Here is an 11,907-nt window from a genome sequence, read left to right as displayed (position 1 = left end):
GGGCTGTTGGTACTCCCGGCGGGCGACGGCCGTCCGGTCGGTCATCGCACCCGAACGAGCCGTAACTTACAGCGCCGAGATGGTCTCCGGCGCGCGCTCGCGGCGGCTGAGCGCGCGCAGCACGGCGGTCTGGCCGTAGCGGGCGACCGACAGCTCGGTCAGCAGGCCCAGCACCGGCGTGATGACCCGCGCCGGGAAGGCCGGGGTCGGCACCCCGACGCTGACGGCGAGGTCGTCGCTGTGCACGGCGATCTCCATCATGCGGGTGAGCAGCAGGTCGTCGAATCTCAGCGCCCAGCCGGTCCAGGGGAGCAGGGTCGGCCGGTCTTTGTTTGCTTCGGGCAGTCGGGTTTCGAGGGTGGCGAGCTCGGCGCGGGCCTGCGCCAGGACGGCCGCATGCCCGCCCGCGGCGAACTCGTCGCTCTGGGCGCGGATCGCCACGTTGGCGGGCGCGTCGGCGTCCTCGCCGAGCCAGGCCGCGGCGCCGTAGTGCGCGAGCAGGTCGCGCGGCTCCTGGTCGGCGACGTCGGCGTCGACCAGCGCGGCGACGAGGTGGATCTGGCGGGCGAGGTGGCCGGCGAGCCCACCGACGCTGAAGTCGGCCAGAGCGCTCGGGCCGGCCCAGCGCTCGTCCACCGCGGGGTCGGCGAGCAGGTCGACGGCGATGGCCGCCGCCTCGAGGTAGGCGCCGCTATGCATGCCCCCGACGATAGCTAGTCGATCGCCACGCTCACCTCGGTGGCCTTGACCAGGGCGAGCACCTCGTCTCCCTCGCTGAGGTCGAGGTCGTTGACGGCGTCGTTGGTGACCACCGCGGTGAGCGCGCCGCCGCCGTCGACCGCCACCTTGAGCGTGGTCATCGCGGCGCCGCCGGTCAGCGAGGTGATCCGGCCGGGGAGCTGGTTGCGGATGCTCAGGTCGCCGACCGCGCCCGTGGCGAGCGCGACGTCGGTCGACTTGACCAGCATGGTGACCTGCTGGCCGGCGATCAGCTGGAGGTCGTCGGCGCTTTCCCGGGTGATCGCCGCGGTCAGCTCCTGCCCGCTGGCGAGCTGCGCCTTCACCGAGGCCATGGCCTCGCCGCGGGACACCGAGAGGATGGTGCCGTCGAGCTGGTTGCGGATGCTCAGTCGCATTAGCCTGTCCATTCGCGATCTTTGGTATGCGTTTGTCCCCCACCATCCTCCCCTCGGGCGCGAACGCCAAACCGCGCGACACACCCCTGGCCCAGGCTGCGGATGGCTTTGTCGCCGCTCGGCCCGTAGATTGCAGTGTGAGTGCAAATTCTTGTTCGCTGGACGAGGGGGCGCGATGGCGTCGCTGATCACCGAGGCTTCTCTGCGGTCGCGGATCTCGGAGTTCCTGGCCGCCCACGACCCGGCTTCGGCGGGTCGGCTCGCGTTCCTGCGCGCCCGGTTCGACGCCGGGCTGGCCTGGGTGCACTTCCCCGAGGGGCTCGGCGGCCTCGGCGCGGGTCGGGCCCTGCAGCCGGTCGTCGACGAGGCGTTCGCCGCGGCCGGCGCGCCCGACAACCGGCCGGGGCGGATCGGGATCGGCCTCGGGATGGCGGCGCCGACCGTGCTCGCCCACGGCACCCCCGAGCAGCGGGCGCGCTGGTTGCGTCCGTTGTGGACCGGCGAGGAGGTGTGGTGCCAGCTGTTCAGCGAGCCCGGCGCCGGCTCCGACCTCGCCGGGCTGGGCACCCGCGCCCGCCGCGACGGTGACGACTGGGTGCTCGACGGCCAGAAGGTGTGGACCTCGATGGCGCACGTCGCGCGCTGGGCCATCCTGCTCGCCCGGCACGACCCTTCGCTGCCCAAGCACGCCGGTCTGACCTATTTCGTGCTTGACATGACCGCACCCGGCGTCGAAGTGCGCCCGCTGCGCCAGCTCACCGGCGAGGCCGAGTTCAACGAGGTCTACCTGACCGGTGTACGGATACCCGACGAGCATCGGCTCGGTGAGGTCGGCGAGGGCTGGAAGGTCGCGCAGACCACGCTGATGAACGAGCGGGTGTCGATCGGCGGTGGCGCGCTGCCCCGCGAGGGCGGCATGATCGGCGTCCTCGCCAAGGCGTGGCGCGACAACCCGGCGCGGCGCACCCCCGGCCTCCACGACACTGTGATGCGGCTCTGGGTGCGGGCCGAGGCGGCCCGGCTGACCGGCCTGCGGGTCCGGCAGCAGTTGGCCGCGGGAGCGCCCGGGCCGGACGGCTCGGCGGTGAAGCTCTCGTTCGCGACGCTCAACCAGCAGATCTCGGCGGCCGAGTTGGACCTGCTGGGCGACGAGGGGCTGCGCCGGGACTCGTGGGCGATGGGCCGGCCCGAGGAGGTCGACTTCACCGGCCGCGACCCGGGCTACCGCTACCTGCGGGCCAAGGGCAACTCGATCGAGGGCGGCACCTCCGAGGTGCTCCGGAACATCATCGCCGAGCGGGTGCTGGGCCTGCCCGCCGAGCCGCGGGTCGACACCCGCGTCCCGTGGAAGGATCTGCCGCGATGAGCGACGAGCTGCTGGAGTCCGCGGACGAGCGGGAACTTCGCTCCGGCGTACGCGAGATGCTCTCGGCCGAATGCCCGTGGCAGTCGGTGCTGGCGTTCGTGTCCGGCGGTGGCGACGCGTTCGACCCGAAGCTGTGGCGGACCGTGGCCACCGGGATGGGGCTGGCCGGGCTGCTCGTGCCCGAGGCGCAGGGCGGTTCGGGTGCGCAATGGCGGGCGGCGGCCGTGGTGGTCGAGGAGCTGGGCCGGGCCGTCGCGCCGGTGCCGTATCTCTCGAGCGCGGTGGTCGCGACGACGGCACTCGGCCTCGGTGAGGAGCCGTCGCTGTTGGGGCGGCTGGCATCGGGCGAGCTGACCGCGGCGCTGGCCGTTCCGTACGGGTTGTGGTCGGCGCCCCGGCTGCTGCCCGTCTCTGCTGGAGTCGTCAACGGGACGGTGCGCGGCGTCGCCGACGCCTTGGGCGCCGGGCTGCTGCTGGTGCCGTGCGAGGACGGTCTCTACGCCGTCGACGGTGCGGCGGCACGGCGTACCCGAGTGATGTCCTTGGACGAGACCCGGCCGTTGTGCGACCTGGAGTTCACCGCCGCGCCGGCCCGGCTGGTCGCCTCGCTTTCGGCGGTGCCGTGCGCGCTGCGGGTCGCGGCGACGCTGATGGCCGCGGAGCAGGTCGGTCTCGCGTCGTGGTGCCTCGACACGACGGTGGCTCATCTGCGGTCGCGGCTTCAGTTCGGGCGGCCGGTCGGTTCGTTCCAGGCGCTCAAGCACCGGCTCGCGGACCTGTGGGTGGAGCTGACCCAGGCCCGTTCGGTGGTCGCGTACGCCGTGGCGGACCTCGCGTCGGGCGGAGACGACGCGTCGGTGGCGGCGTCGCTGGCCAAGATCGTGGGGTCGGAGGTGGCGGTGCGGGCGGCCGAGGAGTGCGTCCAGATGCACGGCGGGATCGGCTTCACGTGGGAGCACCCGGCGCACCTGTACCTCAAGCGGGCCAAGGCCACTTCGGTGGCGTACGGTTCACCGGACCGGCACCGGGCCCGCCTGGCCACCCTCGTCGACCTGCCGTTGGAGGCGTCGTGACGGCATCCCTGTCGGGCAAGGTCGCGCTGGTCACCGGCGCGAGCCGGGGCATCGGCCTGGCGGTCGCGGCCCGCCTGGCGGCCGCGGGCGCCAAGGTCTGCGTGACGGCGCGCAAACCGGAGCCGCTGGCCTTGGCTGTTGCTTCGTTGGGCGGCCCGGCGGTGGCGCTGGGCGTGGCCGGCCGGTCCGACGACCCGGTGCATCGTTCCGACGCGGTCTCGGCGGTGGTCGAGGCTTTCGGCCCGGTCGACATCCTGGTCAACAACACGGGCATCAACCCGGTGTTCGGCCCGCTGCTGGAGTTGGATCTGGGTGCCGCGCGGAAGATCTTCGAAGTGAACCTGCTGTCGGCGCTCGGGTGGGTGCAGGCCGCGTTCGCGGGCCCGCCTCGGCCGGGTGTGGTGGTCAACGTGTCGTCGGTGGGCGGCCGGGTGCCGCCGCCCGGTATCTCGTTCTACGGGGTGACGAAGGCGGCGCTGGAGCACCTGACGCGCTGCCTGGCGGTGGAGATGGCGCCGCAGGTAAGGGTCAACGCGGTGGCGCCGGCGGTGGTGAAGACCAAGTTCGCGACGCTGCTGTACGAGGGCCGAGAGTCTTCTGTCGCGGCGGCGTATCCGCTCGGGCGGCTCGGCATCCCCGACGACGTCGCGGGGGCGGTGGCCTTCCTGGCGTCGGACGAGGCGGCCTGGATCACGGGCCAGACGCTGGTGATCGACGGCGGGGTCACGCTGACGGGACGTGGCGCATGACGGCGGCGCCGGGCGAGCCCGCGGAGCGGGTGGACGGTCGAACGGCACGGGCGGAACGCACGCGGGCGGCGATCGTGGACGCGCACCTGGCCTTGATCGGCGAGGGCGACCTGCGCCCGACGGGGGAGCGGATCGCGGAGCGGGCCGGGGTGTCGCTGCGGGCACTGTGGACGAACTTCAAGGACATGGAGACCCTGTTCGAGGCGTCGGGCGCGCGGGTGCTGGAGACGTACGACGCGGCTTTCAAGCCCGTACCCCCGGATTTGCCGCGGGCCGATCGGATCGCGGCCTATTGCCACCAGCGTGCGCGCCTGCTGCAACTGATCGCGGCCCCGGCCCGGGCGGCGGCGATGCGAGAGCCGTTCTCGCCGCAACTACGCCGCAACCGCCAGAAACACGTCGCCTGGCTGCGCGAGGAGGTGGACGTGTTGTTCGCCGAGGAGTTCGCGGGCCCGGACGGCCAGACCCTACGCAACGCGGTCATGGCGGCCTCGATGTGGCCGGCCTGGTCAATGCTCCGCGACGGACTCTCCCTGTCGGCCACGGAGGCCGAGACGGTGATGACCCGCACGATCACGGCGTTGCTTACGGCCGCGGGCTAGCGGTTCGAGCTCGGTGGGCGCGGCCTCAGGATTCCCGTGCCGGCGTGCCCCCGTAGTGGAGGCGGTGGTGACGGGGATCCCGGCGCGGTGCGTGGCGGTTCGCGTTCCGTGGCGGTTCGCGGCGCGTGCGGGTTCGTGGCGCGTGGCGGTTTCGCGATGCGTGCGGGTTCGCGGCGCGTGCGGGTTCGTGGCGCGTGGCGGTTGGTGGCGCGTGACGGTTCGCGATTCCAGGCCGTTCGCGATGCATGGTGGTTCGCGGCGAGTAGGGGGTCGTGGCGTGTGGCGGTTCGCGGCGCGTGAGGGCTCGCGGCGCGTGGCGGTCACGGACGGAATCCGCAGTCCCGCGTTGGCGGCGCACCACGCCGGCCGCATTCAGGCGAAACCCAGACCAAGCCGCTAGAGTGCGCCGGTGCGATTGACCGGCCGACTGCTGCGGACGCTGCCGCCACCGCTGCGCAAGCACCTGTTCCGGCGCCGCGAGGCAGTCAAGTTCCTCGCGGTAGGCGGCTTCTGCTGGATCCTGACCGCGGTGATCAACTACGGGCTCAAGGTAACGGTCTTCCCGTCCAAGCCGGTCACGGCCCTGACGCTGGCCACCATCATCGCGGCGTTCGTCTCGTACGCCCTCAACCGCGAGTGGACCTTCCGCACCCGCGGTGGCCGCCGGGCCCATCATGAGCTGGCGCTCTACATCGTCATCAACGGCATCGGCATCGCCTTGAACTCGGCGCCGCTCTACCTGGCCCGCTACGCCTTCGCCCTCCAGACCCCGCACGTCTCCCGCACGGCCCAGGAGATCTCCGACTTCGTCTGGGGCATGATCATCGGCACGCTGCTGGCCATGGTGTTCCGCCTCTGGGCCTACCGCAAGTGGGTCTTCCCGCAGGCCGACGCGCGCTCATCCAAGCTCTCACGGCGAAACCGAGCAGCAGCGGTCCGCTCGCGCGTGGTCGAGCCTCCGGCCGACGTGCCGGACCGCAGAGTCGCTTAGGCCGACGCGTCGGCGGCGCGCAACGAGCCCTCGCCCGGCGAAAGGAAGCGCCCGCCGTAATCACTTACAGCAGCGCCGGGCTGGCCGACTTCCGCTGCCGCCACGCCACCGGCTGTATCCCGACAACGGTGGGTAGCGCGCCGCGGCGGCTCCCGCTGTTGTCCCCCCGACCGCGCGCGTGGTCGAGGCCCACCCGCTTGACGAAACCGCCCGGGGTGGCGGCGCGTTGGCGGCGCTCCCAGCCGCAGGCACCACGCCTGGGCCTGGTCTGACGTCGCCGACTGCGAGCCTCAGGCGCTGGCGCGTTGACTTCCCGTCCGGCCTTCAGCTCAGTCGAAGAGGACCACGGAGCGGGCGCCGAGGCCGCGGGACATGCGGTCGAAAGCATCAGGCGCCGCCTCCAGGGAGATGCGGTCCGTGATCAGCGGCGTCAGGTCGACCGTGCCGTCGTGGACCGCGGCGGCCAGGGCCGGTAGGTCCCGGTCCGGGTCCGACGAGCCGTAGACCGACGACCGCAGGGTGCGGGCCGAATGGAAGATGTCGAGCGCGCTCAGGCTGACCATGTCATTCCTGGCGCCCATGCCGACCACCGTGACCTGGCCGCCGCGGCGGGTCGCGCGCCAGGCCGTCCCGATGGTCACGGCGCGGCCGGCGCACTCGATCGCGTGGTCGGCGCCGCGACCGCCGGTCAGGGCGCGTACCCCCTTCGCGGTCGTGTCGTCCGAGACCAGGAAATGGGTGGCGCCCGCGGCGACGGCCAGGTCGCGTTTCGCCTCGTTCAGGTCGACGCCGATGACCGGGTCGGCGCCGGCGGAGCGCGCCGCGATCAGCGCGGCTAGGCCGACACCGCCGAGGCCGATGACGACCACCGACTGGCCCGCGCGCACCTCGGCCGTCCGGTTGACCGCGCCCGTCGCCGTCAGCACCGCGCAGCCGAGCAACGCCGCCACGTCGGCGGGTATGTCGGCCGGAACCGGCACCACGGCGTGGCTCGGCACCACGACCTCCTCCGCGAGGGCGCCCAGCCCCAACGTCACGTGCGTCGCCTCGCCGGTGGCCAGATGGCCTCGCGGCACCGACGGGCGGCCGCCCTCGGCGCACAGCCACGGCTCGCCGTGCGTGCAGTGCCAGCACTCCCGGCACGGCGGTGCCCAGTTGAGCACCACGTGGTCGCCGACCGCCACCGGACCGCCGGCGCCCTCGGGACCCACCTCGATCACGACACCGGCCGCCTCGTGGCCGAGCACCAGCGGGTAGGACGGCGCCAGCGTGCCGTTGACCATCGACAGGTCGGAGTGGCACACCCCGGCCGCGCGGATCCGGACCCGCACCTCGCCGGGACCAACCGGCGGCAGCACCACGTCGGCTATCCGCGGCTGCTCGCCCGCCGCCGAAACGATCAGTGCCTTCATCGCTGGATCGTCTTGGTTTCGAGGAACTCCGCCAAGCCGTGTTCGCCGAGCTCACGGCCGACGCCCGACTGCTTGTAGCCGCCGAACGGCGCGAACGGGTTGAACGCCCCGCCGTTGATGTCGACCGCGCCCGTGCGCATCCGGCGAGCCACCGCCATCGCGCGGTCCTCGTCGGCGGACCAGACCGCCCCGGCCAGGCCATATCGTGAGTTGTTGGCGATCTCGACCGCGTGGTCGTCGTCGGAGAACGGGATGATCGACAGGACCGGCCCGAAGATCTCCTCCTGGGCGATCGTGTCATCGGGGTCGACGTCTGCGAACACCGTCGGAGCGACGAACCACCCGCGGGCCGGGACCGGCGCGTCGGGACCGCCGGACACCAGCCGGGCGCCGTCGGCCAGGCCCTTGTCGACGTAGGTGCGCACCCGGTCGCGCTGGCGTTCCGAGACCAGCGGGCCGAGCCGGGTCACGGGGTCGAACGGGTCGCCGGTCACATAGCCGGCGGACGCTTTCGCCGCGAGCTCGACCGCCTCCTCGTAGGCCGCGCGGTGCACCAGCATCCGGGTCCACGCGGTGCAGGTCTGCCCGGCGTTGAGGAACGCGTTGCCGACCCCGACCTTGACCGCCTTGGCCAGGTCGGCGTCGGGCAGGATCACGTTGGCGGACTTGCCGCCCAGCTCGAGCGTCACCCGCGCGATCCGGTCGGCGGCCAGGCGGCTGATCGCCGCACCGGTCGCCGCGGAGCCGGTGAACGAGACGACGTCGACGTCGGCATGCGCGGCCAGCGCCGCACCGGCGACCGGGCCGGAGCCGGTGACCAGGTTGACCACGCCGTGCGGCAGGCCTGCCTCGTCGATCGCGTCGAACAGCAGGAAGGCGGTGAGCGGCGTCAGTTCGGCGGGCTTGAGCACCACCGTGCAGCCGGCCGCCAGCGCCGCGCCGACCTTGGCCACCACCTGGTGCATCGGATAGTTCCACGGCGTGATCGCGCCGACGACACCGGCGGGTTCGCGTACGACAAGCGAGTTTCGGATCGTCTCCGGATCGAACCCGTCCCGCGCCCGGGCCGCGTAGCCGGCGAGCACCGTCAGCGGCAGGCCGGTCTGCACCCGTTGGGCGACCTTGATCGGCGTGCCGACCTCGATCGCGATCGTCGCGGCGACCTGCTCGGCCCGCGCACTCAGCGCGGCGTGCAGCCGGTCGAGGTGATCGGCGCGGGCGCCCGGGGACAGACCGGCCCAGGAGTCGAACGCCGCTTTTGCCGCCGCTACCGCGCGGTCGACGTCGGCGCTGCCGGCAGCAGGCACCTGGGCGACGACCTCCTCGGTCGCCGGATCCTGCACGGGCATCGGTAGCGCGTCGAGCGGGGCGACCCACTCGCCGTCGACGTAGAGCCGGTCGCGGTCCGCCACCCGCGCCGCTGCGCGGCCGGCGTCGGTCTGGTCCATCGCGTTACCTCCGGGTGGGTGCGGAGCTTTCGGTGCCGTGTGGCCGGTGGTGCGCGCCACCGACCACCTCTTCATACGTGATCTGGAGGCCCCTGATGACCGCTTCGAGCCCAAGCTCGAACGCGCCCTCGTCGACCTCGTGCTGGTGTGCCGCCAACCGGTGGGCCTGCCCGAGGTGCGGGTAGTCCGACGAGATGTAGATCGCCGGGTCGGACGCGAAACCGCGGGCGAACGAGCCCAGCGCCGAGCCGGCCACCAGGTAGCGCATGAGCGCGCCGATGTGTGTCGCCCGCGCCGGTGGCCAACCGGCCCGGACGAGGCCGCCGTAAACCGCGTCCGCCATGGCCAGGGCGCGCGGCCGCCGCCCTGGCCCGCGGGCTAGGTGCGGGACGATGTGCGGGTGCGCCGCCAGGGCCGCCCGGTAGGACCGCCCCCAGACGCGCAGGGCGTCGGGCCACTCGTGGGTGGCGAAGCAGCCGATGTCGACGTCGGCGGTGATCTCGTCGGCGACCGCGTCGAGGATCGCGTCCTTGTTGGGGAAGTGGTTATAGAGCGACGGGCCGCGGACCCCGAGCTGCGCCGCCAGCCGTCGGGTGGACACCGCGTCGAGCCCTTCGGTGTCGATCAGCTCGGCCGCGGTGTCGATGATGCGCTGCCGGGTGAGCAGCGCCTGACGCGGTCGGGGCATCGTGGCAACTCCTCTCCGGGTTATGCACAACTCGCCGTGCCGGTCTGGACAGACTAAAACTACCACCGTTAGTTTATTCGCGTGGACCTCAACTTGTCACCCGAGCACGAGGCGAGCCGTGCGCTCGCCGCCGAGTTCGTCGCCCGCGAGGTCACGCCCCACGCCGCGGAGTGGGACAGGCGCGAGGCGGTCGACCGCACGATCGTCAAACGCCTCGGTGACCTGGGCTTCCTCGGGCTGACGATCCCCGAGGAGCTGGGCGGCTCGGGCGGCGACCATCTCACCTACTGCCTTGTGCTCGAGGAGCTCGGTCGGGGCGACTCGTCGGTGCGGGGCATCGTCTCGGTCTCGCTGGGTCTCGTGGCGAAGACCATCGCAGCACACGGATCCGACAACCAGCGTTCGTCCTGGCTACCCCGGCTCTGCGCCGGCACCGCGCTCGGCTGTTTCGCGCTGACCGAGCCCGGCACCGGCTCCGACGCGGCCAATCTCGAGACCCGCGCGCTCCGCGACGGCGACGACTGGCTGCTCACCGGCTCCAAGCTGTTCATCACCAACGGCACCTGGGCCGACGTCGCGCTCGTCTTCGCGCGCACGGGCGGTCCGGGCCCGCGCGGCGTCACCGCGTTCCTGGTCGAGACCGACACGCCGGGCCTGACCCGCCGCGAGGTCCGTGGCAAGCTCGGCCTCCGCGGTCAGGCAACGGCAGAGCTGACCTTCGAGGGTGTACGCGTCAGCGACGCCGCGCGGGTCGGTGCCGAGGGCCAGGGCTTCAAGATCGCCATGGGTACGCTCGACAAGGGCCGGATGTCGCTCGCCGCCGGCTGCGTCGGGCTGGCACAGGCCTGCCTCGACGCCGCGGTGCGCTACGCGGGCGAGCGCACCCAGTTCGGCAAGCCGATCGCCGGCCACCAACTGGTCCAGCGCCATCTTGCGCAGATCGCCGTCGACACCGCGGCGGCGCGACTACTCGTCTGGCGGGTCGCCGACCTGATTGACCGCGGCCAGCCGTTCGGCACCGAGGCGTCGATGGCCAAGCTGTTCGCCAGCGAGGCCGCGGTCCGCGCCGCCGACCGTGCGCTGCAGGTGTTCGGCGGCTACGGCTACATCGACGAATACCCGGTCGGCAAATACCTGCGCGACGCCCGGGTAACCACGCTCTACGAGGGCACGAGCGAGATACAGCAACTACTCATCGGGCGGGCGCTCACCGGCGTCGCCGCCTTCTGAGAAAGGTCAGGCAGAGCAATGCGACCGGTCTACTTCGCCGCGGCGCGGCGTACACCCATCGGACGCCTGCGTGGCGCGTTGTCGGCGGTCCGCGCCGACGACCTCGCCGCGCGGGCGTTGTCGGGGGTCCTCGCCGACCTCCCGGCGCTCGACCCCGCACGGGTCGACGACGTCTACTGGGGCGCCGCCAACCAGGCGGGCGAGGACAACCGCAACGTCGCGCGGATGGCGGTGCTCCTCGCGGGCCTACCCGAGACGGTGCCGGGCGCCACCCTCAACCGGCTCTGCGCGTCCGGTCTGGAGGCCGTGACCAGCGCGGCCCGGGCGATCGCGGCCGGCGACGCCGACGTCGTGGTCGCCGGCGGGTCAGAGTCCATGAGCCGGGCGCCGTTCGTGCTGCCGCGGCCCGAGGAAGGCCTCCCGCGCGGCATGGAGATCTTCGATACCCGGCTCGGCTGGCGGCTGGTCAACCCGCGGATGCGCGAGCTGCACGGCGTGCTGAGCATGGGTGAGACGGCCGAGGAGGTGGCCCGCCGCTACGACATCGGGCGCGAGCGGCAGGACGCGTTCGCACTGCGCAGCCACCAGGCCGCCGCGGCGGCGACCGCGGCCGGTGACTTCGCCGCCGAACTGCTGCCGGTGACGCTGCCCGACGGCGCGACGATCGAGACCGACGAGGGCATCCGGTCAGACACCACGATCGAGAAGCTGGGCAAGCTCAAGCCGGTGTTCCGCAAGGACGGCACGGTCACCGCGGGCAACTCGTCCCCGCTCAACGACGGCGCCGCCGCGCTGGTGCTGGTCAGCGAAGAGGCTCTGGGCGAGCTCGGCGTCGAGCCGCTGGGCCGCTGGGTCGGCGGCGCGAGCGCCGGCGTCCACCCCGACGTGATGGGCATCGGTCCGGTGCCGGCGACCCGCCGGGTCCTCGAGCGCCGCGGCTGGAGCCTCGACGACATCGAGACCGCCGAGCTCAACGAGGCGTTCGCCGCGCAGGCGCTCGCGGTGGTCGACCAGCTGGGCATCGACGAGAAGCTGGTCAACCCGTCCGGCGGCGCGATCGCGATCGGCCACCCGCTGGGCTGCTCCGGCGCACGCATCCTCACCACGCTGCTGCACCGCATGCACCGCACGGGCGCACGGCGCGGCCTGGCCACGATGTGCGTCGGCGTCGGCCAAGGCACGTCCGTCCTCGTTGAACGCTGAGAAGACCGT

Annotated in this window: 12 protein-coding genes; 7 read left to right on the top strand and 5 right to left on the bottom strand. The window is 72.7% G+C overall.

Annotated features, from left to right (window positions below):
- Positions 1-66 precede the first annotated feature (66 nt).
- The gene (locus Air01nite_RS27545) at positions 67-699 is read right to left on the bottom strand and encodes a maleylpyruvate isomerase N-terminal domain-containing protein (RefSeq protein ID WP_203706221.1); all 633 of its coding nucleotides are present in this window, start codon (positions 697-699) and stop codon (positions 67-69) included.
- Positions 700-713: 14 nt separating this feature from the next.
- Positions 714-1,136: a TOBE domain-containing protein gene (locus Air01nite_RS27540; protein WP_203706220.1), complete on the bottom strand. Its 423-nt coding sequence runs from the start codon at positions 1,134-1,136 to the stop codon at positions 714-716.
- 175 nt (positions 1,137-1,311) lie between these two features.
- Between Air01nite_RS27540 and Air01nite_RS27535 the strand changes: the two genes are divergently transcribed.
- The 5 genes from Air01nite_RS27535 (at position 1,312) to Air01nite_RS27515 (ending at position 5,917) form a co-directional block, all read left to right on the top strand.
- The gene (locus tag Air01nite_RS27535) at positions 1,312-2,502 is read left to right on the top strand and encodes an acyl-CoA dehydrogenase family protein (RefSeq protein WP_239091007.1); all 1,191 of its coding nucleotides are present in this window, start codon (positions 1,312-1,314) and stop codon (positions 2,500-2,502) included.
- Positions 2,499-3,575: an acyl-CoA dehydrogenase family protein gene (locus tag Air01nite_RS27530; protein WP_203706219.1), complete on the top strand. Its 1,077-nt coding sequence runs from the start codon at positions 2,499-2,501 to the stop codon at positions 3,573-3,575. The genes Air01nite_RS27535 and Air01nite_RS27530 overlap by 4 nt, the downstream gene beginning before the upstream one ends.
- Positions 3,572-4,324 carry an SDR family oxidoreductase gene (locus Air01nite_RS27525; protein WP_239091006.1) on the top strand — a complete coding sequence of 251 codons (753 nt, stop codon included), beginning with the start codon at positions 3,572-3,574 and terminating at the stop codon, positions 4,322-4,324. Before Air01nite_RS27530 ends, Air01nite_RS27525 begins: the two co-directional genes overlap by 4 nt.
- Complete coding sequence (locus Air01nite_RS27520) at positions 4,321-4,926, top strand: TetR/AcrR family transcriptional regulator (protein WP_203706218.1); 606 nt, start codon at positions 4,321-4,323, stop codon at positions 4,924-4,926. Before Air01nite_RS27525 ends, Air01nite_RS27520 begins: the two co-directional genes overlap by 4 nt.
- Positions 4,927-5,335: 409 nt before the next feature.
- Positions 5,336-5,917, top strand: coding sequence for a GtrA family protein (locus tag Air01nite_RS27515; protein WP_203706217.1), 582 nt, complete (start codon positions 5,336-5,338; stop codon positions 5,915-5,917).
- A 329-nt stretch (positions 5,918-6,246) separates the two neighbouring features.
- On the opposite strand, the gene Air01nite_RS27510 is transcribed toward Air01nite_RS27515, so the two are convergent.
- From Air01nite_RS27510 to Air01nite_RS27500, 3 genes are read right to left on the bottom strand one after another with little or no spacing between them, the layout of a single operon-like run.
- Positions 6,247-7,329, bottom strand: coding sequence for an alcohol dehydrogenase catalytic domain-containing protein (locus Air01nite_RS27510; RefSeq protein ID WP_203706216.1), 1,083 nt, complete (start codon positions 7,327-7,329; stop codon positions 6,247-6,249).
- A complete protein-coding gene (locus tag Air01nite_RS27505) occupies positions 7,326-8,777 on the bottom strand; it encodes an aldehyde dehydrogenase family protein (RefSeq protein ID WP_203706215.1) in 1,452 nt (483 codons plus the stop codon). The genes Air01nite_RS27510 and Air01nite_RS27505 overlap by 4 nt, the downstream gene beginning before the upstream one ends.
- 4 nt (positions 8,778-8,781) lie before the next feature.
- The gene (locus Air01nite_RS27500) at positions 8,782-9,465 is read right to left on the bottom strand and encodes a TetR/AcrR family transcriptional regulator (RefSeq protein WP_203706214.1); all 684 of its coding nucleotides are present in this window, start codon (positions 9,463-9,465) and stop codon (positions 8,782-8,784) included.
- An 81-nt stretch (positions 9,466-9,546) separates the two neighbouring features.
- On the opposite strand from Air01nite_RS27500, the gene Air01nite_RS27495 reads away from it, so the two are divergent.
- Both Air01nite_RS27495 and Air01nite_RS27490 read left to right on the top strand, forming a co-directional pair.
- Positions 9,547-10,695 carry an acyl-CoA dehydrogenase family protein gene (locus Air01nite_RS27495; RefSeq protein WP_203706213.1) on the top strand — a complete coding sequence of 383 codons (1,149 nt, stop codon included), beginning with the start codon at positions 9,547-9,549 and terminating at the stop codon, positions 10,693-10,695.
- Between the two features lie 18 nt (positions 10,696-10,713).
- A complete protein-coding gene (locus Air01nite_RS27490; protein WP_203706212.1) occupies positions 10,714-11,898 on the top strand; it encodes a thiolase family protein in 1,185 nt (394 codons plus the stop codon).
- Positions 11,899-11,907: the final 9 nt, after the last annotated feature.

Origin of the sequence: Asanoa iriomotensis, from assembly GCF_016862515.1 — a bacterium.
Lineage (GTDB): Bacteria > Actinomycetota > Actinomycetes > Mycobacteriales > Micromonosporaceae > Asanoa > Asanoa iriomotensis.
Note: the sequence above shows the minus strand (reverse complement) of the source record. Positions and strands in the feature narration are given on the sequence as shown.